Annotated in this window: 31 protein-coding genes; 28 read left to right on the forward strand and 3 right to left on the reverse strand. The window is 64.6% G+C overall.

Features of this window, described 5'->3' with window-relative positions; genetic code table 11:
* Positions 1–3 precede the first annotated feature (3 nt).
* From rpsS to INQ40_RS02630, 24 genes are all read left to right on the forward strand, one after another.
* Positions 4–270, forward strand: coding sequence for a 30S ribosomal protein S19 (gene rpsS / locus INQ40_RS02515; RefSeq protein ID WP_043959542.1), 267 nt, complete (start codon positions 4–6; stop codon positions 268–270).
* 10 nt (positions 271–280) lie between these two features.
* Positions 281–628, forward strand: a complete 348-nt coding sequence (gene rplV / locus INQ40_RS02520; RefSeq protein ID WP_043959586.1) for a 50S ribosomal protein L22 — start codon at positions 281–283, stop codon at positions 626–628.
* 2 nt (positions 629–630) lie between these two features.
* On the forward strand, positions 631–1,347 hold the full coding sequence (gene rpsC / locus INQ40_RS02525; RefSeq protein WP_043959543.1) for a 30S ribosomal protein S3: 717 nt from the start codon (positions 631–633) through the stop codon (positions 1,345–1,347).
* A 6-nt stretch (positions 1,348–1,353) separates the two neighbouring features.
* Positions 1,354–1,767: a 50S ribosomal protein L16 gene (gene rplP, locus INQ40_RS02530; RefSeq protein WP_043959544.1), complete on the forward strand. Its 414-nt coding sequence runs from the start codon at positions 1,354–1,356 to the stop codon at positions 1,765–1,767.
* Positions 1,767–1,952, forward strand: a complete 186-nt coding sequence (gene rpmC, locus INQ40_RS02535) for a 50S ribosomal protein L29 (protein ID WP_043959545.1) — start codon at positions 1,767–1,769, stop codon at positions 1,950–1,952. The genes rplP and rpmC overlap by 1 nt, the downstream gene beginning before the upstream one ends.
* A gap of 9 nt (positions 1,953–1,961) precedes the next feature.
* Complete coding sequence (rpsQ, locus tag INQ40_RS02540) at positions 1,962–2,231, forward strand: 30S ribosomal protein S17 (protein WP_193985939.1); 270 nt, start codon at positions 1,962–1,964, stop codon at positions 2,229–2,231.
* 15 nt (positions 2,232–2,246) lie between these two features.
* Positions 2,247–2,615, forward strand: coding sequence for a 50S ribosomal protein L14 (gene rplN, locus INQ40_RS02545; RefSeq protein ID WP_193985941.1), 369 nt, complete (start codon positions 2,247–2,249; stop codon positions 2,613–2,615).
* 14 nt (positions 2,616–2,629) lie between these two features.
* Complete coding sequence (gene rplX, locus INQ40_RS02550) at positions 2,630–2,944, forward strand: 50S ribosomal protein L24 (protein WP_193985943.1); 315 nt, start codon at positions 2,630–2,632, stop codon at positions 2,942–2,944.
* Positions 2,945–2,955: 11 nt separating this feature from the next.
* Positions 2,956–3,495, forward strand: coding sequence for a 50S ribosomal protein L5 (rplE, locus tag INQ40_RS02555; protein ID WP_194341527.1), 540 nt, complete (start codon positions 2,956–2,958; stop codon positions 3,493–3,495).
* Between the two features lie 15 nt (positions 3,496–3,510).
* Complete coding sequence (gene rpsN, locus INQ40_RS02560; protein ID WP_193985954.1) at positions 3,511–3,816, forward strand: 30S ribosomal protein S14; 306 nt, start codon at positions 3,511–3,513, stop codon at positions 3,814–3,816.
* Positions 3,817–3,953: 137 nt separating this feature from the next.
* Positions 3,954–4,352, forward strand: coding sequence for a 30S ribosomal protein S8 (rpsH, locus tag INQ40_RS02565; protein WP_193985956.1), 399 nt, complete (start codon positions 3,954–3,956; stop codon positions 4,350–4,352).
* 13 nt (positions 4,353–4,365) lie between these two features.
* Positions 4,366–4,893, forward strand: coding sequence for a 50S ribosomal protein L6 (gene rplF / locus INQ40_RS02570; protein ID WP_194341529.1), 528 nt, complete (start codon positions 4,366–4,368; stop codon positions 4,891–4,893).
* A gap of 37 nt (positions 4,894–4,930) precedes the next feature.
* Positions 4,931–5,284, forward strand: a complete 354-nt coding sequence (gene rplR / locus INQ40_RS02575) for a 50S ribosomal protein L18 (protein WP_193985960.1) — start codon at positions 4,931–4,933, stop codon at positions 5,282–5,284.
* A gap of 153 nt (positions 5,285–5,437) precedes the next feature.
* Positions 5,438–5,968 carry a 30S ribosomal protein S5 gene (rpsE, locus tag INQ40_RS02580; protein ID WP_043959554.1) on the forward strand — a complete coding sequence of 177 codons (531 nt, stop codon included), beginning with the start codon at positions 5,438–5,440 and terminating at the stop codon, positions 5,966–5,968.
* Positions 5,961–6,161 carry a 50S ribosomal protein L30 gene (gene rpmD / locus INQ40_RS02585; RefSeq protein ID WP_193985962.1) on the forward strand — a complete coding sequence of 67 codons (201 nt, stop codon included), beginning with the start codon at positions 5,961–5,963 and terminating at the stop codon, positions 6,159–6,161. The genes rpsE and rpmD overlap by 8 nt, the downstream gene beginning before the upstream one ends.
* A gap of 4 nt (positions 6,162–6,165) precedes the next feature.
* Positions 6,166–6,603, forward strand: coding sequence for a 50S ribosomal protein L15 (gene rplO / locus INQ40_RS02590; RefSeq protein WP_193985964.1), 438 nt, complete (start codon positions 6,166–6,168; stop codon positions 6,601–6,603).
* 7 nt (positions 6,604–6,610) lie between these two features.
* A complete protein-coding gene (gene secY / locus INQ40_RS02595) occupies positions 6,611–7,969 on the forward strand; it encodes a preprotein translocase subunit SecY (protein WP_194341531.1) in 1,359 nt (452 codons plus the stop codon).
* Between the two features lie 399 nt (positions 7,970–8,368).
* Positions 8,369–8,725 (forward strand): 30S ribosomal protein S13, encoded by a 357-nt coding sequence (gene rpsM, locus INQ40_RS02600; protein ID WP_043959558.1) that lies wholly within the window; start codon positions 8,369–8,371, stop codon positions 8,723–8,725.
* A gap of 10 nt (positions 8,726–8,735) precedes the next feature.
* The gene (gene rpsK / locus INQ40_RS02605; protein WP_043959559.1) at positions 8,736–9,128 is read left to right on the forward strand and encodes a 30S ribosomal protein S11; all 393 of its coding nucleotides are present in this window, start codon (positions 8,736–8,738) and stop codon (positions 9,126–9,128) included.
* A gap of 14 nt (positions 9,129–9,142) precedes the next feature.
* The gene (gene rpsD, locus INQ40_RS02610) at positions 9,143–9,772 is read left to right on the forward strand and encodes a 30S ribosomal protein S4 (RefSeq protein ID WP_043959560.1); all 630 of its coding nucleotides are present in this window, start codon (positions 9,143–9,145) and stop codon (positions 9,770–9,772) included.
* A gap of 59 nt (positions 9,773–9,831) precedes the next feature.
* Complete coding sequence (gene rpoA / locus INQ40_RS02615) at positions 9,832–10,830, forward strand: DNA-directed RNA polymerase subunit alpha (RefSeq protein WP_193985967.1); 999 nt, start codon at positions 9,832–9,834, stop codon at positions 10,828–10,830.
* Positions 10,831–10,846: 16 nt separating this feature from the next.
* On the forward strand, positions 10,847–11,221 hold the full coding sequence (gene rplQ, locus INQ40_RS02620) for a 50S ribosomal protein L17 (RefSeq protein WP_043959562.1): 375 nt from the start codon (positions 10,847–10,849) through the stop codon (positions 11,219–11,221).
* 97 nt (positions 11,222–11,318) lie between these two features.
* The gene (locus INQ40_RS02625; RefSeq protein ID WP_228482092.1) at positions 11,319–11,858 is read left to right on the forward strand and encodes a disulfide bond formation protein B; all 540 of its coding nucleotides are present in this window, start codon (positions 11,319–11,321) and stop codon (positions 11,856–11,858) included.
* Positions 11,859–11,960: 102 nt separating this feature from the next.
* Entirely contained in the window at positions 11,961–13,358 is a 1,398-nt protein-coding gene (locus tag INQ40_RS02630; RefSeq protein ID WP_194342378.1) for a 3-deoxy-7-phosphoheptulonate synthase class II, read from the forward strand.
* Positions 13,359–13,459: 101 nt separating this feature from the next.
* Here INQ40_RS02630 and typA read toward each other — a convergent pair whose 3' ends face one another.
* Positions 13,460–15,286 carry a translational GTPase TypA gene (gene typA / locus INQ40_RS02635; protein WP_193987170.1) on the reverse strand — a complete coding sequence of 609 codons (1,827 nt, stop codon included), beginning with the start codon at positions 15,284–15,286 and terminating at the stop codon, positions 13,460–13,462.
* A gap of 148 nt (positions 15,287–15,434) precedes the next feature.
* Between typA and INQ40_RS02640 the strand changes: the two genes are divergently transcribed.
* From INQ40_RS02640 to prpC, 4 genes are all read left to right on the forward strand, one after another.
* Positions 15,435–15,941 carry a peptidylprolyl isomerase gene (locus INQ40_RS02640; protein ID WP_193985971.1) on the forward strand — a complete coding sequence of 169 codons (507 nt, stop codon included), beginning with the start codon at positions 15,435–15,437 and terminating at the stop codon, positions 15,939–15,941.
* Between the two features lie 162 nt (positions 15,942–16,103).
* Entirely contained in the window at positions 16,104–17,309 is a 1,206-nt protein-coding gene (locus INQ40_RS02645) for an aminotransferase class I/II-fold pyridoxal phosphate-dependent enzyme (RefSeq protein WP_194341533.1), read from the forward strand.
* Between the two features lie 45 nt (positions 17,310–17,354).
* The gene (locus tag INQ40_RS02650; protein ID WP_194341535.1) at positions 17,355–18,341 is read left to right on the forward strand and encodes a malate dehydrogenase; all 987 of its coding nucleotides are present in this window, start codon (positions 17,355–17,357) and stop codon (positions 18,339–18,341) included.
* Positions 18,342–18,538: 197 nt separating this feature from the next.
* Complete coding sequence (prpC, locus tag INQ40_RS02655) at positions 18,539–19,690, forward strand: 2-methylcitrate synthase (protein WP_194341538.1); 1,152 nt, start codon at positions 18,539–18,541, stop codon at positions 19,688–19,690.
* A gap of 149 nt (positions 19,691–19,839) precedes the next feature.
* Here prpC and INQ40_RS02660 read toward each other — a convergent pair whose 3' ends face one another.
* Positions 19,840–20,310: a cell wall hydrolase gene (locus INQ40_RS02660; RefSeq protein WP_193985979.1), complete on the reverse strand. Its 471-nt coding sequence runs from the start codon at positions 20,308–20,310 to the stop codon at positions 19,840–19,842.
* A 359-nt stretch (positions 20,311–20,669) separates the two neighbouring features.
* Complete coding sequence (locus INQ40_RS02665; RefSeq protein WP_194341540.1) at positions 20,670–22,700, reverse strand: NADPH-dependent 2,4-dienoyl-CoA reductase; 2,031 nt, start codon at positions 22,698–22,700, stop codon at positions 20,670–20,672.
* Between the last annotated feature and the right edge of the window lie 45 nt (positions 22,701–22,745).

Below are 22,745 nucleotides of genomic sequence, written 5' to 3' on the forward strand. Positions count from 1 at the left end.
ACAATGGCACGTTCACTTAAAAAGGGTCCGTTCGTCGACCACCATCTGATCAAGAAGGTGGAGGCTGCGGCCAACAACAAGCGCCCGATCAAGACCTGGTCGCGCCGCTCGATGGTGCTGCCGGAGATGGTGGGTTTCACCATCGCCGTGCATAACGGTCGCAACCACATCCCGGTGCTGGTCAACGAGAACATGGTCGGCCACAAACTCGGCGAGTTCGCCCTGACGCGTACCTTCAAGGGACACGTCGGCGACAAGAAGAGCCGATAAGGAGATGACCATGGAAGCCAAAGCCATCCTGCGCAGTGCGCGCATCTCCGCCCAGAAAGTACGCCTGGTCGCCGACCAGGTCCGCGGTCAGACCGCCGAGAAAGCAGTCAACCTGCTGAAGTTCTCCGACAAGAAGGCCGCCGATCTCGTCCGCAAGGTTCTGGAGTCGGCCATCGCCAACGCCGAGAACAACCAGGGCGCCGACATCGACGAGCTGAAGGTCACGACGATCATGGTTGACGAAGGTCCGACGCTGAAGCGCTTCATGGCGCGTGCGAAGGGTCGCGGCACCCGCATTCTCAAGCGCACCAGCCACATCACTGTGGTTGTGGGCGACGGCAAGCAGGGCGGAGTCTGATTATGGGTAACAAAGTTCATCCGACCGGCATCCGCCTTGGCATTTCCAAGGACTGGAACTCCAAGTGGTTTGCCGGCAAGAAGCAGTACTCCGAGTACCTGATCGCCGACCTCAAGGTCCGCGAGATGCTGCGCAAGAAGCTCTCGCAGGCCGGCATCTCGAAGATCTTCATCGAGCGCCCGGCCAACAACGCCCGCGTGACCATCCACACCGCCCGTCCGGGCGTGGTGATCGGCAAGCGGGGTGAGGACATCGACAAGCTGCGCAAGGAAGTCAGCGAGATGATGGGCGTGCCTGCCCACATCAACGTGACCGAAGTGCGCAAGCCCGAGCTGGACGCCCAGCTGGTGGCGGAGTCGATTGCCCAGCAGCTGGAGCGTCGCATCATGTTCCGCCGTGCGATGAAGCGCGCGGTCGGCAACGCGATGCGCCTGGGCGCCCTGGGCATCAAGGTCCAGGTCGGTGGCCGCCTGAATGGCGCGGAAATCGCCCGTTCCGAGTGGTACCGCGAAGGTCGTGTGCCGCTGCACACCCTGCGCGCGGACATCGACTACGGCTTTGCCGAGGCGAACACCACCTACGGCATCATCGGCGTGAAGGCATGGGTCTACCGGGGCGAGATCTTCGATTTCTCCCAGGTTGGTCAGGAAAAGCCGGACGACAGCCCGCGCAGCGATCGACGTGACCGCTCGCCCCGTCCGCCCCGCGACTCGAGGTAACGGATCATGTTGCAACCAAAAAGAACCAAGTACCGCAAGGTGCACAAGGGCCGCAATGACGGCCTGGCCTGGAGCGGCAACGCTGTCAGCTTCGGCGAGTACGGCCTGAAGGCAACCGCGCACGGCCAGCTCACCGCCCGCCAGATCGAGGCGGCGCGTCGCTCCATCAGCCGTCACGTCAAGCGCGGCGGCAAGATGTGGCTGCGCGTGTTCCCCGACAAGCCGGTCACCAAGAAGCCGATCGAAGTCCGCATGGGCAAGGGCAAGGGCAACGTGGAGTACTGGGTTGCCCAGGTCCAGCCCGGCCGGATGATCTACGAGATCGAGGGCGTGGCTGAAGACGTGGCACGCGAGGCGTTCCGCCTGGCCGCCGCGAAGCTCTCGGTGACCACCACTTTCGTGACCCGGACGGTGCGGTAATGGAACTCAACAAACTGCGAGAGAAGTCCGCTGACGAGCTCAAGGCCCACCTGACCGAGCTGCACAAGGAAGGGTTCGCCCTTCGCATGCAGCAGGCCACCGGCCAGCTCGCCAAGACCCATGAGGCCCGCCGGGTGCGCCGCGAGATTGCTCGCGTGAACACCCTGCTCGGCGAGAAGAAGTAAGGACCCGCCATGACCGACAACAATACAGAGAAGGCGCTGCGCACGGTCGAAGGACGCGTGGTCAGCAACAAGATGGACAAGACCGTCACCGTGCTCGTGGAGCGCCAGGTCAAGCACGCGCTGTACGGCAAGTACATCCGTCGCTCGACCAAGCTGCACGCGCACGATGCCGAGAACACCTGCAACGAGGGCGACGTGGTCCGGATTACCGAGATCGCGCCGATGTCGAAGACCAAGAACTGGCGTGTGGTGGAAGTTGTCACCCGCGCTGTCGAATAACGAGGAGGCTGAACCATGATCCAGATGCAAAGCTACCTCACGGTGGCAGACAATTCCGGCGCGAAGGAAGTGATGTGCATCAAGGTGCTCGGTGGCTCCAAGCGCCGTTACGCCGCGATCGGCGACGTCATCAAAGTGACCGTGAAGGACGCGATTCCGCGGGGCAAGGTCAAGAAGGGCGACGTCTATGACGCCGTCGTGGTGCGTACCCGCAAGGGCGTTCGTCGCCCGGACGGCTCGTTGATCCGCTTCGACGGCAACGCCGCCGTGCTGCTGAACAACAAGCAGGAGCCGATTGGCACCCGCATCTTCGGGCCCGTGACCCGTGAACTGCGTTCCGAGAAGTTCATGAAGATCGTCTCGCTCGCCCCAGAAGTGCTCTGAGCGGAGGAACCGACATGAACCGTATCAAGAAAGGCGACCACGTGATCGTCACCGCCGGCAAGGACAAGGGCAAGAAGGGTGATGTGGTGCGCGTGGCAGGCGACAAGGTCGTCGTGTCCAACGTCAACATCATCAAGCGCCACACCAAGCCGAACCCGCAGGTCGGCCAGGCCGGCGGCGTGATCGAGCGGGAAGCGCCGATCCATATCTCCAACGTGATGGTGTTCAACCCGGCATCGGGCAAGGGCGAGCGCGTTGGCATCAAAGTGCTGGAGGATGGACGCAAAATGCGTGTGTTCCGCTCCAGCGGCGAGGCGCTAGACGCCTGAGGAATGCTGAAATGACCCGGCTTGAAAAATTCTACAAAGAAGAAGTGGTTCCGTCGCTGACCGAGAAGTTCGGCTACACGAACCCGATGCAGGTGCCGCGCATCTCCAAGATCACCCTGAACATGGGTGTGGGCGAGGCGGCCACCAACAAGAAGGTGCTGGAGAACGCGGTCGCCGACATGACCAAGATCGCCGGCCAGAAGCCGATCGTGACCAACAGCCGCGTCTCCGTGGCCTCGTTCAAGATCCGCGACGGCTGGCCGATCGGCTGCAAGGTCACCTTGCGCCGTTCCAGGATGTTCGAGTTCCTCGACCGTCTGATCAACGTCTCGCTGCCGCGCGTGCGCGACTTCCGTGGTGTGTCTGGCAAGTCCTTTGACGGGCGTGGCAACTACAACATGGGCGTCAAGGAACAGATCATCTTCCCGGAAATCGATTACGACCAGGTGGATGCTGTCCGCGGCATGGACATCGCGATCATCACGACCGCGAACACCGATGCTGAAGCCCGCGCCCTGCTGGAAGCCTTCCGCTTCCCGTTCCGCACCTAATCCAAGGATCCCGTTATGGCAAAGACCTCCATGGTCAACCGCGATCTGAAGCGGGCCAAGCTGGCGGAGAAGTATGCCGCCAAGCGCGCCGAGCTGAAGAAGACCATTTCCAGCCCGTCCAGCTCCTACGAGGAGAAGGAAGAGGCGGTCGTCAAGCTGCAGAAGCTGCCGCGTGACTCCTCGCCGTCGCGCCAGCGCAACCGTTGCGCCCTGACCGGGCGTTCGCGCGGCGTGTACTCCAAGTTCGGCCTGGGCCGCAACAAGCTGCGCGAAGCCACCATGCGCGGCGACGTGCCGGGCCTGCGCAAGGCCAGCTGGTAAAAAAAACTGGTAATTCGGGCCGGTTAGTCTGCTAGACTTGCCGGCTCGCAACGCTCCATGCGTGCCTGCCGTTCCCGGCGCGCCACAACTGAATTCGCAATCGCGCGGATATCGGTGCACTCATCAGGTAACTACACATGAGCATGACTGATCCCATCGCCGACATGTTCGTCCGCATCCGCAATGCGGCCGCGGTCGGCAAGCCGTCGGTGAAAATGCCGTCGTCCAAGACCAAGGTCGCCATCGCCAAGGTGCTGGAAGACGAAGGCTACATCCTCGGCACCACCGTGACCGACATCGGCAACGGCAAGCACGAGCTGCAGGTCGATCTGAAGTACTACGAAGGCAAGCCGGTCATCGAGCAGCTGAAGCGCTACTCGCGCTCGGGCCTGCGCCAGTACCGCGGCAAGGACGCGCTGCCCAAGGTCCTCAACGGGCTGGGCGTGTCCATCATTTCCACCTCCAAGGGCATCATGACCGATTCGAAGGCGCGCGAGCTCGGCGTCGGCGGTGAAGTCCTGTGCTTCGTGGCATAAGGGAGTAACGATCATGTCCCGTATTGCCAACAAGCCCATCGTCCTGGCCAAGGGTGTCCAGCTGGACGTCCAGTCGGGCAATGTCACCGTCAAGGGGCCCAAGGGCACCCTGTCGATGGCCGTTCCCGAAGGCGTCCAGATCAAGATCGAGGACGGCCAGGCGCTCATGAGCGCCGACACGCCGGCGAACGTCCCGGTGACCGGCACGATGCGTTCGATCATCGCCAATATGGTGCACGGCGTGTCCGAAGGCTTTGAGCGCAAGCTCGAGCTGGTCGGCGTCGGCTACCGCGCCGCGATGCAGGGCAAGGACCTGAGCCTGTCGCTCGGCTTCTCGCACCCGGTCGTGTTCACCGCTCCGGAAGGCATCACCATCACCACCCCGACCCAGACCGAAGTGCTGGTGCAGGGTGCCGACAACCAGCGTGTCGGTGAAGTGGCTGCCAAGATTCGTGGCTTCCGTCCGCCCGAGCCCTACAAGGGCAAGGGTGTGAAGTACGCCGGCGAGACCATCATTCGCAAGGAAGCCAAGAAGGCCTGATCACCATCAGGGGCCTTCAGCTTTCGAGGACCAGACAATGAACAAGAACATCGCCCGCCTGCGTCGCGCCAAGTCGACCCGTTCGCACATCCGCACCCTCGGCGTGCCGCGCCTGTCGGTGCTGCGTACCGGCCAGCATCTGTACGCGCAGGTCTTCACTGCCGACGGTTCGCAGTGCCTTGCCGCCGCCTCGACCACCCAGTCCAGCGTGATGGAAGGCCTGAAGAACGGTCGCAACGCCGATGCCGCCGCCAAGGTTGGCCAGGCCATCGCCGCCGCAGCCAAGGCCGCCGGCATCGAGAAGGTCGCGTTTGACCGCTCGGGCTACCGCTACCACGGTCGCGTCAAGGCGCTGGCCGATGCCGCTCGCGAGGGTGGCCTGCAGTTCTGATCCGGGGTGGGGCGAACGCCCCGTTCCGGTACCTGCCGACGCGGGTTGCGTCGGGTGTGATCCCAGGTTCCTGTGGTCGCACGGCGCCCGGACGTGTCAACAATCATAAGCGGCACCGCCGCAAATTCCCTATTCAAACCAGGTAACTGCATGATGGCTAACGAACGCGATTCACGGGGGCGTGGTCCCCGCGACGAAATCGACGACGGCATGATCGAGAAGCTGATCACCGTCAACCGTGTCAGCAAGACCGTCAAGGGCGGTCGCCAGTTCACCTTCACCGCGCTGACGGTGGTCGGTGACGGCGGCGGCAAGGTCGGCATGGGTTACGCGAAGGCACGCGAAGTGCCGGCCGCGATCCAGAAGTCGATGGAGCAGGCACGCAAGAACATGAAGGGCGTCGATCTGAACAACGGCACGCTCTGGCATTCGGTCAAGTCCGGCCACGGTGCGGCGCATGTGTACATGCAGCCGGCGTCGGAAGGTACTGGCGTGATCGCCGGCGGCGCCATGCGCGCGGTGCTCGAGGCGGTCGGCGTGCGTGACGTGCTGGCCAAGGCCACCGGTTCACGCAACCCGATCAATCTGGTCCGGGCAACCCTGCGTGGCCTGTCCGAGATGCATTCGCCGGAGAAGATCGCGGCCAAGCGCGGCAAGAAGGTCGAGGAATTGAACCATGGCTGATGCAACTGAAAACAAGAGTGGCACCGTCAAGGTGCGTCTGGTCAAGGGTCTGCGTGGCACCCAGGGTCGTCACCGCCTGTCGGTGAAGGCATTGGGCCTGCGCAAGATCAATGACGTCCGCGAGCTGAAGGACAGCCCGCAGGTTCGTGGCCTGATCAATACGGTCCACTACCTGGTCCGGGTCGAGGAGTAATACCATGCGTCTCAATACACTCTCGCCCGCAGAGGGCGCCCGCGAAGACCGCAAGCGCGTCGGTCGCGGTATCGGTTCCGGCCTGGGCAAGACCGCCGGTCGTGGACACAAGGGCTCGTTCGCGCGGTCCGGCAAGGGCAAGATCAAGGCCGGCTTCGAAGGCGGCCAGATGCCGATGCAGATGCGTCTGCCCAAGATCGGCTTCCGCAGCAAGACCAAGAACGACACCGCCGAAGTCATGCTCTACCAGTTGGACAAGCTTGAGGCGGGCGAGATCGATTTCGCCGCCCTGCGTGCCGCCGGCCTCGTGCCGAGCCGCGCCAAGCGCGCCAAGCTGGTGGTGAAGGGCGAGGTCGGCAAGAAGTTCGTGTTCAAGGGCGTGCTGGCCACGGCCGGTGCCAAGGCCGCCATTGAAGCGGCCGGCGGCAAGGTCGAGGAGTAAGTCACCGATGGCGCGTAGCAACAACGCCATGACCGGCATGGGCGGCGGGCTCGGCAGGTTCACCGAGCTCCGCCAGCGCCTCATGTTCGTGCTGGGAGCACTGGTCGTCTACCGGGTGGGCTGTTACATCCCGGTGCCGGGCGTCAATCCCGAGGCGATGTTGCGCTTGATGGAAAGCCAGCAGGGCGCCATCGTGGACATGTTCAACATGTTCTCCGGTGGTGCGCTGGAGCGCTTCAGCCTGTTTGCGCTGAACGTGATGCCCTACATCTCCGCGTCCATCATCATGCAGCTGATGGTGCAGATCCTGCCCAGCATGAAGGCGATCCAGAAAGAGGGCGAGTCGGGCCGGCGCAAGATCACCCAGTGGTCGCGCCTTGGAGCGATCCCGCTGGCGGTGTTCCAGGCCTGGGGCATTGCAACGGCGCTGCAGGCCGGCGGCGCCAGCCAGGGCATTCAGGTGGTCTACAGCCCCGGCGCCGGCTTTGTGATCACCGCAGTCATCTCGCTTACCGCCGGCACCATGTTCCTGATGTGGCTGGGTGAGCAGGTGACCGAGCGCGGCATCGGCAACGGTGTCTCGCTGATCATTTTCGCCGGTATCGTCGCAGGGCTGCCATCGGCCGCGTTGAACATGTTCGAGCAGGTCCGCAACGGCGAGATGGGCACGCTCACCGCCATGGCGGTCGTGGCCATCGTACTGGCCGTTACCTTCTTCGTGGTGTTTGTCGAGCGTGGCCAGCGGCGGATCACGGTCAATTACGCGCGACGCCAGGGCGGCCGCAGCGCGTACATGAACCAGTCCTCGTTCCTGCCGCTGAAGCTCAACATGTCGGGCGTGATCCCGCCGATCTTCGCTTCCAGCATCGTGATGTTCCCGGCAACCGCGGCAACGTGGTTCAGCCAGGGGGATTCGTCGTCGTTCATGCTCAAGGTCAGCCAATGGCTGAATCCGGGCGAGCCGCTGCACATGCTGCTTTACGGTGGCCTGATCGCCGGCTTCACGTTCTTCTATACGGCGCTGGTCTTCAACTCGCAGGAGACCGCCGACAACCTGAAGAAGTCGGGTGCGTTGATTCCGGGTATCCGTCCGGGCAAGGCGACCGCCGACTATGTCGACGGGGTGCTGACCCGGCTGACCGCAGCGGGCGCGACCTACCTGGTCATCGTCTGCCTGCTGCCGGAAGTGATGCGCTCGCAGATGGGCACTTCGTTCTACTTCGGTGGCACCTCGCTGCTCATTGTCGTGGTCGTGGTGATGGACTTCATTGCGCAGATCCAGGCGCACCTGATGTCGCACCAGTACGAAAGCCTGCTGAAAAAGGCGAACCTGAAGGGTTCCCGCGGCGGCGCCGGCGCGCGCTGAACGAAAGGTGTTGATTCAGGCCAGTCGCTTCGGCTAAACTGGCGCGTCATCTTCGGCATGCATTGGCCGTGGATGCCGCAGATGTATCGAAAGCCCGGCTCCCACACCGGCTTTCATCAGGGCGACCTGCGCGACGTCTCGCGCGCAGGTGGATCCGGACCCGTCTGCGCGCCAGAGTAGCGCGCGGTGTCCGGGAAGGCGGCTTGACAGCGCTTTCCCGGTCAGTCCTGGTTCGTCGCCGGAGCATGGGCACACTCCCCATGCCGTTGCGGTGCGGCGTCTTTGTCGGCGCACTGCTTCCTACGACCCGGGACCTAGATGATTTTTCGATTCACTAATCAGTGAACCTTTCCACCGAGTTGTCAGGGCTCGGTTGCCAAACCAGTTGGAGATCGCGTTATGGCGCGTATTGCGGGCGTCAATCTGCCTGCCCAGAAGCACGTCTGGGTCGGGCTGCAGAACATCTACGGCATTGGCCGTACCCGTTCCAAACAGGTCTGCGAGTCGGCCGACGTCAAACTGTCGACCAAGATCCGCGACCTGTCCGAGCCGGAAGTCGAGCGTCTGCGCGGCGAGATCGGCAAGTTCATCGTCGAAGGGGACCTGCGTCGCGAAATCGGCATGTCGATCAAGCGCCTCATGGACCTGGGTTGCTACCGCGGCCTGCGTCACCGTCGCGGCCTGCCGCTTCGTGGCCAGCGCACCAAGACCAACGCACGTACCCGCAAGGGTCCGCGTCGGGCCATCCGGAAGTAAGGGGTAGATCATGGCCAATCCAAGCGGCTCGAAGACGAAGAAGAAGGTCAAGCGCGTCGTCACCGACGGCGTTGCGCACGTCCACGCTTCGTTCAACAACACCATCATCACGATCACCGACCGCCAGGGCAACGCGCTCTCGTGGGCGACGTCGGGCGGCGCGGGTTTCCGCGGTTCGCGCAAGTCGACCCCGTTTGCCGCCCAGGTGGCGGCCGAAAAGGCCGGCCGTGCTGCGCTCGACTACGGCGTCAAGTCGTTGGAAGTGCGCATCAAGGGCCCGGGTCCGGGTCGGGAATCCGCCGTTCGTTCGCTGAACAACGTCGGGTACAAGATCATCAACATCATCGACGTGACGCCGATTCCGCACAACGGTTGCCGCCCGCCGAAAAAGCGTCGCGTCTGAGGAGCTGAAGAAGAATGGCTCGTTATATTGGTCCCACCTGCAAACTTGCCCGTCGCGAAGGCGTCGATCTCGGCCTCAAGTCCGCTTCGCGCGCGCTTGACTCCAAGTGCAAGCTCGAGCAGAAGCCCGGTCAGCATGGCGCGACGCTCCGTCGCGGCAAGATGTCCGATTACGCCAACCAGCTCCGCGAGAAGCAGAAGGTCAAGCGCACTTACGGCTTGCTTGAGCGCCAGTTCCGGAACTACTACAAGAAGGCGGCGGCGAAGCGCGGCAACACGGGTGAAATCCTGTTGCAGTTGCTCGAAACCCGTCTCGACAATGTCGTTTACCGTATGGGCTTTGCGGTGACCCGACCGGCCGCGCGCCAGCTGGTGTCGCACCGCGGCGTCACGGTCAACGGCAAGTCGGTCAACCTGCCTTCCTACCAGGTCAAGGCCGGTGACGCCATTGCGTTGTCCGAGCGTGCGCAGAAGCAGTTGCGCGTGCAGGAGTCGCTGACCGTGTCGCAGCAGATGGACCTGTCGCCGTCCTGGATCGATGTGGACAGCAAGAAGTTCGCAGGTGTCTTCAAGGCGATTCCGGAGCGTACGGATCTGTCGGCGGACATCAACGAAGCGCTGATCATCGAGCTGTACTCGAAGTAATCCATCTGTTCTTGAGCCTCCGACCCGCCGGGTCGTGGGCTCACAGGAGACTCCACAAAATGACGGTTACCGCCAATCAGGTGCTGCGCCCACGCGGTCCCCAGATCGAACGCCTCACTGACAACCGCGCACGGGTGGTCATCGAGCCGCTCGAGCGTGGCTACGGTCACACGCTGGGCAACGCGTTGCGCCGGGTCCTGCTGTCCTCGATCCCGGGCTTTGCGATTACCGAAGTCGAGATCGATGGCGTGCTGCACGAATACACCACGGTCGAAGGATTGCAGGAGGACGTGCTCGAGGTCCTGCTCAACCTGAAAGACGTCGCCATCACCATGCACTCCGGCGAGTCGGCGACCCTGTCGCTGAGCAAGCAGGGTCCAGGCGTGGTGACCGCGGCCGATATCAAGACCGACCACAACGTCGAAGTCGTCAACGGCGACCACGTGATCGCGCACTTGACCAAGGACACCGCGCTCAGCATGCGCATCAAGGTCGAGCGCGGTTACGGCTACCAGCCCGCGACCAGCCGCCGCAACCCGGAGGAGGAGACCCGCACCATCGGTCGCCTCATGCTGGATGCGAGCTTCAGCCCGGTCCGCCGCGTGGCGTACTCGGTGGAAGCCGCACGCGTCGAGCAGCGCACCGACCTGGACAAGCTGATCATCGACATCGAGACCAACGGCACCATCGACGCGGAAGAGGCGGTTCGCACCGCCGCGGAAGTGCTCAGTGACCAGCTGTCGGTGTTCGGCGACTTCACCCAGCGCGAGCGCGGTGCAGCCAAGCCGGCCAGCACCGGGATTGATCCGGTGTTGCTGCGTCCGATCGACGATCTGGAACTGACCGTGCGCTCGGCGAACTGCCTCAAGGCGGAAAGCATCTACTACGTCGGCGATCTGATCCAGAAGACCGAAGTCGAACTGCTGAAGACGCCGAACCTCGGCAAGAAGTCGCTCACCGAGATCAAGGAAGTGCTTGCCCAGCGCGGCCTCTCGCTCGGCATGAAGCTCGAAAACTGGCCGCCTGCAGGCATCGCCTCGCACGGCATGATGGGCTAAACAGGAAACAACACTCATGCGCCACCAGAAATCAGGACGCAAATTCAACCGTACCAGTGCCCATCGCGATGCGATGTTCACCAATATGGCCGCGTCGCTCATCAAGCACGGAGCAATCCGTACGACCCTGCCCAAGGCCAAGGAGCTGCGCCGCGTGGCGGAGCCGCTGATCACTCTTGGCAAGACGGATGGCGTTGCCAACCGTCGCCTCGCCTTCTCGCGCCTGCGCGACAAGGAAGCGGTGGGTACGCTGTTCGTCGAACTCGGCCCGCGTTACAGCGCGCGTCCGGGTGGTTACCTGCGCATCCTCAAGTGCGGCTTCCGTGCCGGTGACAATGCGCCGATGGCCTACGTGGAACTGGTTGACCGTCCGCAATCCGCGGCGGAGTAATCGCTCCTCGACTGCGACCGGGTGGCAACGCCCTGTCGAGCGCATCAACCCTGGCCGTGTGCCGGGGTTTTTGCGTTAAGCGCGCATCGCCTTGCGCATGCGCCACAAGCCCGTATCGTGTAGCCCCATGACGACACCCGCAACGCCTGCCTCCCGTTTCCGCCGCCGTTTCCTGCTGGGCTTTCTGGCCTGCGCCGGCCTGATCGGCTACGCGCTCCACACGCAATTCAACGGCGGTCTGCTGCCGTGTCCGTTGTGCATCTTCCAGCGGGTCGCGTTTGCGGCGCTCGGGCTGGTTTTCCTGATCGGCGGACTGCACGCACCGCTCGCGCGGGCGGGGCGACGAACATACGGCGGACTGGCCTTCCTGGCGGCCCTGGTTGGGATGGCAGTGGCCGGCAACCACGTCCGTCTGCAGCATCTGCCGCCCGACCAGGTGCCTGCCTGCGGCCCGGGACTGGACTACATGCTCGAAGCGATGCCTTTGACCGGCGTGATCCGCAAGGTCATGACCGGATCGGGCGAGTGCGCGGAGGTGGACTGGAGCTTCCTCGGCCTGGCGATGCCGGCCTGGAGCCTGATCTGGTTTGTTCTGCTCGGCGCCTGGGCCCTGTACGCTGCCGCGCGTAGCGACTGAAACGACTGCAATACCCGATGGGGACGCCCGCGGCGCGCCGTTGCAACTGGGTCGGTCCGCATGGATGATGTGATGCTGCTTCGCAACAAAAGCCCTGACGCCATGCCCACCGCCGAACGTAGCCTGCACCCCGTGAATCTCCCCGAGAACTGGAACCCGACCTCCTGGCGTGAGCGCACCGCGCTCCAGTTGCCGACCTACGGCGACGCCGAGGAGCTTGCGGGGGTGCTCGCGGAGCTGCGGGCGCTGCCGCCGCTGGTGACGTCCTGGGAAATCCTCGCGCTCAAGCAGCAGATCGCCCACGCCCAGGAAGGCAAGTGTTTCGTGTTGCAGGGCGGTGACTGCGCCGAGACCTTCGATGCGTGCTCGTCGGACGTCATATCGAACCGCCTGAAGGTGCTGTTGCAGATGAGCCTGGTGCTCGTGCACGGCATGCGCAAGCCGGTCGTGCGGGTAGGGCGGTTTGCCGGCCAGTACGCCAAGCCGCGTTCGGCCGACAGCGAGACGATTGATGGCGTGACCCTGCCGAGTTACCGCGGCGACATGGTCAATGCGCCGTTGTTCGAGGCTGCCGCGCGACGCCCGGATCCACGGCGCATGGTCAAAGCGCACGCGCGTTCGGCGATGACGATGAATTTCGTGCGTGCGCTGATCGACGGCGGTTTTGCCGATCTGCGGCATCCCGAGTACTGGAACCTAGACTGGGTCGGGCACTCGCCGCTGGCCGCCGAGTACCGCCACATGGTCGAGTCCATCGGCGATGCGGTCCGTTTCATGGAAACGCTGTCGGGCGGATCGGTCCGCAACCTGGACCGGGTCGACTTCTACACCTCGCACGAGGCGCTGCTGCTGCCGTACGAGGAGTCGTTCACCCGCCAGGTGCCGCGTCACTGGGGCTGGTTCAACCTGAGCACCCATTACCCGTGGATCGGCATGCGCACTGCCGCGATCGACGGCGCCCACGTGGAGTACTTCCGTGGCATCCGCAACCCGATCGCCGTCAAGGTCGGACCCTCGGTCACGCCGGATCAGCTGATGCGGGTGGTGGATGTGCTCAACCCCCAGGACGAGCCGGGTCGCCTGACGCTGATCCATCGGATGGGCGCGGGGCATATCGCCGAGAAACTGCCGCCGCTGCTGGATGCGGTACGCCGCGACGGTCGCCGCGTCCTGTGGGTGTGCGATCCCATGCACGGCAACACCGAAGCCACCGCGAATGGGTACAAGACGCGCAAGTTCGCCAACATCGGCGACGAGCTCGAGCTGGCCTTTGACCTGCACGCCGCCGCCGGGACCCGGTTGGGTGGGGCGCATCTGGAGCTGACCGGCGAGGACGTCACCGAGTGCACCGGTGGCGCGCGCGGCCTGACCGAAGTCGACCTGGAGCGTGCGTACCATTCCACCGTCGACCCGCGGCTGAACTACGAGCAGGCGCTGGAGGTCGCGATGCTGATCGTGCGCAAGCAGTCCCAGCTCTCGGCGGCCGACAAGAGCGCATAGGCCGGACAGCCGGCACAGGACGCAGCAACAAAAAAGCCGCCCGTGATGGGCGGCTTTTTCGTGTCCGCCCCGCGCATGGTGCACGGGACGGTTGCGGGCGCTCAGCTGCGGCTGGCGCGCTTGCGGTCGGTCTCGGTCAGGTGCTTCTTGCGCAGGCGGATTTCCCTCGGCGTCACCTCGACCAGCTCGTCGTCCTCGATGAAGTCCAGCGCCTGCTCCAGGGTGAACTTGATCGCCGGCGTCAGCTTGATCGCATCGTCCTTGCCCGAGGCGCGCATGTTGGTCAGCGGCTTGGTCTTGATCGGGTTGACGGTGAGGTCGTTGTCCTTGGAGTGGATGCCGATGAGCTGGCCTTCGTAGACGTTGTCGCCCTCGGCGGCAAACAGCTTGCCGCGCTCTTCCAGTGGCCCCAGCGAATAGGCGGGGGTGGCGCCGGCCGAGTTGGAGATCATCACGCCGTTGGGACGCTTGGCGATCGCGCCGACCTCGCGCGGACCGTAATGGTCGAACACATGGAACAGCAGGCCGGTGCCCTGGGTCAGGGTCTTGAACTCGTTCTGGAAGCCGATCAGGCCGCGTGCGGGGATCATGTAATCCAGACGCACGCGTCCCTTGCCGTCGGACTCCATGTTCTTCAGCTGGCCCTTGCGGATCCCCAGCTTCTCCATCACGCCGCCCTGGTGCTGCTCCTCGATATCGACCACCAGCTGCTCGACCGGCTCCATCAACTGGCCGTCGATCTCCTTGATGATCACTTCCGGGCGCGACACGGCCAGCTCGAAGCCTTCGCGGCGCATGGTCTCGATGAGTACCGACAAATGCAATTCGCCGCGGCCGGACACCAGGAACTTGTCGGGATCCGAGCCTTCCTCGACCTTGAGGGCGACGTTGTGCAGGGTCTCGCGCTCCAGGCGCTCGCGGATCTGGCGGCTGGTGATGAACTTGCCGCCGCTGAAGTCCTTGCGGCCGGCGAACGGCGAGTTGTTGACCTGGAAGGTCATCGAGATGGTCGGCTCGTCCACGGTCAACGGCGGCAGCGCCTCGGGCTTGTCCACCGAGCACAGCGTGTCGGAAATGCCCAGGTCCTGCACACCGGAGATGGCGATGATGTCGCCGGCTTCGGCCTCTTCCACCTCGACCCGCTCCAGGCCCATGAAGCCCAGCACCTGCAACACCTTGGCCTGGCGCTTCTTGCCTTCGCGGTCGATCACGGTGACCGGCATGTTGGTGCGCACCTTGCCGCGCTGGATGCGCCCGACGCCGATCAGGCCGACGAAGCTGTTGTAGTCCAGCTGGCTGATGCGCATCTGGAACGGACCGTCGGGGTCCACCGCCGGCGGCGGCACGTGCTTCATGATCGCCTCGTACAGCGCGGTCATGTCGCCGTCGCGCACGGTGTCCTCCAGACCGGCATAGCCGTGCAGCGCGGAGGTGTAGACGATCGGGAAGTCGAGCTGCTCGTTGGTCGCGCCGAGCTTGTCGAACAGGTCGAACACCTGGTCGATCACCCAGTCCGGACGCGCGCCGGGACGGTCGATCTTGTTGATCACCACGATCGGCTTGAAGCCCATCGCGAATGCCTTCTGGGTCACGAAGCGCGTCTGCGGCATCGGCCCGTCCATCGCGTCCACCAGGATCAGCACCGAGTCGACCATCGAGAGCACGCGCTCGACCTCGCCGCCGAAGTCGGCGTGTCCCGGGGTGTCGACGATGTTGATCCGGTTGCCCTGCCAGGTGATGGCGGTATTCTTGGCCAGGATCGTGATGCCACGTTCCTTCTCCTGGTCGTTGCTGTCCATCACCCGCTCGGCCAGCACAGTGCGGTCGGAGAACGTGCCGGACTGCTTGAGCAGGCAATCAACGATGGTGGTTTTGCCGTGGTCAACGTGGGCGACGATGGCGATATTGCGAAGGCGTTCGATGGACATGGGGTAGAGCGGCGCGTAGGCAGCTTTCATAAGGAAGTCCGCCAGTATATATGCCTGCGAGTTCTGCGCGGTAACCGGCGCAGGGTGGGTTAAACTTGGGGGTCTGGCGTTCACCCAAGCGCCCCCTTGAGAAAACCGGAGTCACGACATGAGCCTGATCGCCAATTTCGATACCGAGCGCGGCCCGATCCGCATTGAGCTGGCCGCCGACAAGGCGCCGCTGACGGTCGCCAACTTCGTCAACCTGGCCCAGCGCGGCTTCTACGACGGCCTGAATTTCCACCGCGTCCTGGCCGATTTCATGGTCCAGGGCGGATGCCCGCAGGGCACCGGCACCGGCGGCCCCGGCTACCGTTTCGAGGACGAGACCGGCAACGGCCTGGCCCACGAGCGCGGCGTGCTGTCGATGGCCAATGCGGGCCCGGGCACGAACGGCAGCCAGTTCTTCATCACCCACGTGCCGTGCTCATGGCTGGATGGCAAGCACACCGTGTTCGGCAAGGTGATCGAAGGCCAGGAGATCGTCGACAGCGTCAAGCAGGGCGACAAGATCAAGTCGGTCAAGATCGAAGGCGACGCCGATGCGGCACTGGCGGCCAAGGCCGACCGGGTTGCCGAGTGGAACAAGACCCTCGACGCCGCGCAAGGCAGCTGATCGGGTGCGATCATTTCCGGCGCGCCGCCGCGCGCCGTGAGACCCGTTTGCGATGCAAGACCTTGAAACGCCTGGTCGCTTCGAAGCAACCCCGCCGGCGCCTCATGCCCGGCCTGGTTGCGGCGCCCACCTCACCATTCCTTATCCTTTGAGATTGTTGCGATGCCCCAGTTTGCCCAGCGCATCGGTCGGGCCCGGCCCAGCGCGATCATGCAGGTCGCCGAGAAGGCCAAACGGCTGAAGGCCGAAGGCCGCGACATCATCAACTTCTCGATCGGCGTGCCCAACTTCCTGCCCGGCGACCATATCTATGCCGCGGCGCGCGAATCCCTGGCCCACGACAGCGGCCAGTACGGCAGCAATCGCGGCTCGGACGCGCTGCTGAAGGCCTTCCTCGCGCACCTGGAAAAAATCGGCCTGACCGGTTACACCGTGGCCAATCTGGCCAGTGGAATTGGCGCCAAGCAGGTGATCTACAACCTGGCCGAGGCGCTGCTCGACGAGGGCGACACCATCGCGTTCGCGGTGCCGTACTGGACCAGCTACCGCGACATCGCGGCCATCGTCAACGCGAAGGTCGATCTGCTGCCGTGTCCCGCCGCCCAGGACTACAAGCTGACATCGCAGCAGCTTGAGGCCGCGCTGGAGAAGAAGCCGCGGGTGTTCCTGTTCAACAACCCGTCCAATCCTACCGGCATGGTCTACGGCAGGGACGAGATCGCCGCGCTGGCCGACGTGCTGGTGCGCTATCCCGATACCTGGATCATCACCGACGACATCTACCACGCGATGGTGTTCGACGAGCTGGACTACCACAACTTCGCCCACGCCCGGCCGGAACTGCGTGATCGTCTGATCTTCGTCGACTCGCTGTCCAAGACCTACGGCATGCCCGGTTGGCGCGTGGGCCTGATGGCGGGTCCGGAGTCGGTCGCCAAGGCGATTGCCACGCTCAATTCCAACCACATCACCAGCATCCCCGAGGTGGTCCAGGCGGCGGCGGTGGCCGCAATGGCAGGGCCGCAGGATGTGCCGGCCGCCAAGCGCCGCGAGTTCCAGGCCAAGCGCGACCAGGTCATGGACGTGATGGACGCAATCCCCGGCGTGGTCTGCCCGCGGCCGCAGGGCGCGTTCTACGCGTTTCCCGATGTCAGCGTCGCGTTCGGCCGGGTGCACGGTCCCAGCGGTCTGGCGATCGCTGACGACCTGACATTCTGCAGCGCGCTGCTGGAAACCAAGGGCGTGGCGTGCGTGCCCGGTTCGGCCTTCGGTGAGTCGCGTGCCGTGCGCATCAGCTACACCTGCCCGACCCCGCAGCTGGCCCCGGGCCTGCAGCGGTTTGCCGAATTTTTCGCCGAATTGAACTGAGTCGACGCTTCCCGTCCCGCATCCCCACCTGTGTCAGGAGTCCCCATGAAGAATCCCGTTCGCGTTGCCGTTACCGGCGCTGCCGGCCAGATCGGTTACTCCCTGCTGTTCCGCATCGCGTCCGGCGAGATGCTCGGCAAGGACCAGCCGGTGATCCTGCAGATGCTTGAGCTGCCGATGGAGAAGGCCCAGGCCGCGCTGAAGGGCGTGATGATGGAGCTGGAAGACTGCGCGTTTCCGCTGCTGGCCGGCATGGTCGGTACCGATGACGCCGAAGTCGCCTTCAAGGATGCCAACTTCGCCCTGCTGGTTGGCGCGCGCCCGCGTGGCCCGGGCATGGAGCGCAAGGACCTGCTGCTGGAGAACGCGAAGATCTTCACCGCCCAGGGCGCCGCGCTGAACAAGGTCGCCAGCCGCGATGTCAAGGTGTTGGTGGTGGGCAACCCGGCCAACACCAACGCCTACATCGCGATGAAGTCCGCCCCCGATCTGGACCCGGCCAACTTCACCGCGATGCTGCGCCTTGACCACAACCGCGCGCTGTCGCAGCTCGCCAACAAGGCCGGCGTGCCGGTCGGCGACATCGAGAAGCTGGTCGTGTGGGGCAACCACAGCCCGACCATGTACCCCGACTACCGCTTCGCCACCGTCAACGGCGAGTCGCTGAAAGACAGGATCAACGACGCCGACTGGAACGCCAACACCTTCATTCCGCAGGTCGGCAAGCGCGGCGCAGCGATCATCGAGGCGCGCGGGCTGTCCTCGGCGGCCTCGGCGGCCAATGCCGCGATCGACCACATGCGTGACTGGGTGCTGGGCAGCAACGGCAAGTGGGTGACCATGGGCGTCCCCTCCGACGGCAGCTACGGCATCCCCGAGGGCATCATCTACGGCGTGCCGGTGATCACCGAAAACGGCAAGTACACGCGCGTGGAAGGCCTGGAAGTCGACGACTTCAGTCGCGCCGCGATGGACAAAACGCTCGCCGAACTGGAAGAAGAGCGCGCCGGGGTTGCGCACCTGCTGGGCTGAGCACGCCGGATAGAGATTCCGACGGGGCAGCTTCGGCTGCCCCGTCGCGTTCAGGGCCGGCCAGTGCCGCGCCTCGGCTAGAATGGTGATCTGTGCCGCGCCGTCTCCGGCGCCGCGTGACACCGCCATTCACGTACGCCGTCCGACGACCACCAAGCCGCCGGAACACGGTCTGGACCATCACCATTGGAGCCGAGATGAGCGACACCCCCGTTAACAAGCCGAAGCAGAAAAAATCCGTTGCCCTCAGCGGCACCCCGGCCGGGAATACCGCGCTGTGCACCGTGGGCCTCAGCGGCAATGACCTGCATTACCGCGGCTACGATATCCACGATCTCGCGACCAAATCGAGTTTCGAAGAGGTCGCCCACCTGCTCGTGCACGGCGTGCTGCCCACCCGCGCCCAGCTGGCGGCGTACAAGACGAAACTGCGTCGCCTGCGGGGTTTGCCGGCGCTGGTGACCGAAGTGCTTGAGCTGGTGCCGGCCAACGCCCATCCGATGGACGTGCTCCGCACCGGCTGCTCGATGCTGGGCACGGTGTTGCCCGAACGGGACACGCATCCGGCATCGGAGGCGCGCGACATCGCCGATCGCCTGATCGCCAGCTTCGGCTCGATGCTGCTGTACTGGTGGCACTTCACCCGCAACGGCCGCCGGATCGATGTCGAAACCGAAGACGACAGCGTCGCCGCGCATTTTCTCCACCTGCTGCACGGTGAGCCGGCCAGCGCGCTGCATGCCGACGCGCTGGACAAATCGCTGGTGCTGTACGCCGAGCACGAGTTCAATGCCTCCACTTTCGCCGGCCGCGTGATCGCCGGCACGGGGTCGGATCTGTACTCCTGCCTGACGGGCGCCATTGGCGCGCTGCGCGGACCCAAGCACGGTGGCGCCAACGAAGTGGCGATGGACATCATCAGCCGCTACAGCAGCGCCGACGAGGCCGAGGCCGACATCCGCGCGCGCATGGAGCGCAAGGAGATCGTCATCGGTTTCGGCCACCCGGTGTACACCGTCGGGGACCCGCGCAATCCGATCATCAAGGAGATCAGCCGCTCCCTGTGCGAGGACGGTGGCAACCAGGTGCTGTTCGATGTCTCCGAGCGCATCGAGAACCTCATGATGGACAGCAAGAAGATGTTCCCCAACCTCGACTGGTACAGCGCGTCGGCGTACCACATGATGGGGATCCCGACCGCGATGTTCACCCCGCTGTTCGTGATCGCGCGGACGACGGGCTGGAGCGCCCATGTGATCGAGCAGCGCGAGGACGGCAAGATCATCCGCCCGAGCGCGACCTACGTCGGTCCCGAAGACAAGGATTACGTGGAGCTGGACAAGCGCTGAGCGATCGCAAGGCCGCGCGAGGCGGCAGCATGCAAAAGGCCACGCATCTGCGTGGCCTTTTTTGTGCAGCGACGCGTGGTCAGCTCAGGAGGACGGTCATCGTCATGCCGATGAGTGCCCAATTGCCTGTGCGGCCCCTGGCGGTGCGCTCAGGTGCCGACCGGAAGACTGGAGGGAGCGAGGTTCTGCACCTTCAGGAAGGTGTGGTCGCCGATCGTCGCGACCCGATACGCATTGCGCCAGTTCGGGCTGGCAATCGACAACGCGGCGAAATGGCTGGCGCCGGGCACGATTTCGAGGCGCTCACCGGCCGGCAGTTCCCAGTTGCGCTGGGCTTCCAGCGCGATCGTCACCGATTCGGCCCACGCCTCGGTGTTGCTCAGGCGGGTATTGGGCGAGACGATCGTGGGTGCGAACTGCTTGCGCGCGGTGACCACGTCGCAGACGCTGTCGCCCCACAAGCCGCTGTCGCGCCGACGCAGCGCGACCTCGGCGACCGCTTGCTGTCCCTGCACCGACTGGTTGCGTGCTTCCAGGTACAAGGTGGTGCTCAGGCAAAGCGAGTCTGCGCTTTGCGGGGATAGAACCGAGGCCAACCACAGGATCCAGGCCAGTTTCATGACGAACTCCTTGCTCCGTTGCGCCGGCAACGGTGATCGCACTCCGAAGAGCACGGCCGATTGCCGACATGGCGTACTGGGGAGGCGGCGGCTCTATGGCGCGCTTGGCCCCTTCACCTTGTCCCGCAGAAGGCGGGAGGGTGGATGTCACCGAAGGGGGTGACTGGGAAAGTTGCGGCACGGTAGCGACCGGAATATAAATGCAACGTGAACAACGCGCCGCATTCAGGTTCGTGTGGACACGGTTTGTACCGGTCCGATTCTGTGAGCCCTTGCTCCGTCACGGTTTCACGACAAGGTGAACAAAAGTCTGAATTTGAGGTCGGAAAACCCCTGTTCAGGTTTTGCCGGGCGATGCATCAGAGTGCAGCGGCCACTCGACAGCCCTGATCGATCGCCCGTTTTGCGTCCAACTCGGACGCCAGCTCAGCACCGCCGATGACGTGGACCTTCCCGATGTGATCGCTCAACTGGTGCGCCAACGGCTTGAAGGAAACCTGGCCGGCGCAGATCACCACATGATCCACGGACAACACCTCCACTGCGCCGCCGATCCGCACGTGCAGGCCCGCATCGTCGACGCGCAGATACTCCACGCCGCTGATCATCGTTACCCGCTTGTGCTTCAGAGTGGCCCGGTGGATCCAGCCGGTGGTCTTGCCCAGGCGGGCGCCCAGCTTGCCTTCGCTACGCTGGAGCAACCACAGCGCGCGCGCCGGGGCTTCGGCCGCAGCTGGCACCAGGCCGCCACGATTTTCGGTGTAGTCCAGGTCCACTCCCCATTCCCGGCGCCAGCGCACGGGTTCCAGCGTGGGCGATCCGCCGGCCTGCGCGAGAAATTCGGCAACGTCGAATCCGATCCCGCCGGCGCCGATGATGGCCACGCGGGCGCCGACTTCGACATTCCCCTGCAGGACATCCGCGTAACCGACCACGCTGGGATGGTCCGCGCCGGGGAATTCCACCTCGCGCGCGACCACGCCTGTGGCAAGCACCACATGGTCGAAGCCGGCCAGATCCGCCTTCGTGGCGCGCGACTCCAGCCGCAGCTCGACGCCGGTCAGCTCGATCTGGCGCTGGAAGTAGCGCAGGGTCTCGTGGAATTCCTCCTTGCCGGGGATCCGCTTGGCCAGGTTGAACTGGCCGCCGATCCGGCCGTCGGCTTCGAACAGCGTGACCCGGTGACCGCGTTGGGCGGCAACGGTCGCGCAGGCCAGTCCCGCCGGCCCCGCGCCGACGACCGCGATGCGCTGCGGCGAGGCGGTCGGGGTGTAGCGCAGTTCGGTTTCGGCGCACGCGCGCGGATTGACCAGGCAACTGGCGCGCCTGTTGGCGAATACATGGTCCAGGCAGGCCTGGTTGCAGGCGATGCAGGTGTTGATCTCGTCGCTGCGCCGCGTGCGCGCCTTGGCGACCCACTGCGGATCGGCCAGCAGCGGACGCGCCATCGAGACCATGTCGGCCTCGCCGCCGGCAAGGATGCGTTCGGCGGTCTCGGGCATGTTGATCCGGTTGGTGGCAATCACCGGCACGCCGACGGCCGGCCGCAGACGCGCGGTGATGCCGCTGAAGGCGCCGCGGGGGACCGAAGTGGCGATCGTCGGCACCCGTGATTCGTGCCAGCCGATACCGGTGTTGATCAGCGTGGCGCCGGCGGTCTCCACCGCACGTGCCTGGGCCAGGACCTCCTCCCAGCTGAGCGCGTCATCCACCAGGTCGATCATCGACAGGCGGTAGATGAGGATGAAGTCCGGCCCGCACGCCTCGCGGATGCGCCGTACGATCTCCACCGCAAAGCGCATGCGCCGGTCCGCATCACCCCCAAACCCGTCCTTGCGGCGATTGGTCCGCGGCGCGGTGAACTGGTTCAGCAGGTAGCCCTCCGAGCCCATCACCTCGACGCCGTCATAGCCGGCATCGCCGGCGAGCTGGGCGGTCCGCACGAACGCAGCGATCTGGCGCTCCACGCCGCGTGTCGACAACGCGCGCGGGGTGAACGGATTGATGGGCGACTTGATCCGGCTGGGCGCGACCTGCAGCGGGTGATAGCCGTAGCGCCCGGCGTGCAGGATCTGCAGGCAGATGCGGCCATCATGGCTGTGGACGGCATCGGTGACCTGGCGATGCTTGCGCACCTCCCACGACCGGCTCAGTTTGCCGCCGAACGGTTTCAGCCAGCCGCTGATGTTGGGCGCGAAGCCACCGGTCACCATCAGCCCCACGCCTGCCTCCGCACGCTCGGCGAAATACGCCGCCAGCTTGGGGAAGTCGGCCGCCCGGTCTTCCAGGCCCGTGTGCATCGAGCCCATCAGCACCCGGTTGGGCAGGCGGCAGAACCCCAGGTCCAGCGGGGAAAACAGATGCGGATACAGCGGGTGCGGGTCGGTCATGAAAGTACGCGGCCGTATGGATCAGCCACGATGCCGCCAATTGCA

This window comes from Lysobacter sp. H21R4 (assembly GCF_015277535.1).
Taxonomy (GTDB): domain Bacteria; phylum Pseudomonadota; class Gammaproteobacteria; order Xanthomonadales; family Xanthomonadaceae; genus Novilysobacter; species Novilysobacter ciconiae.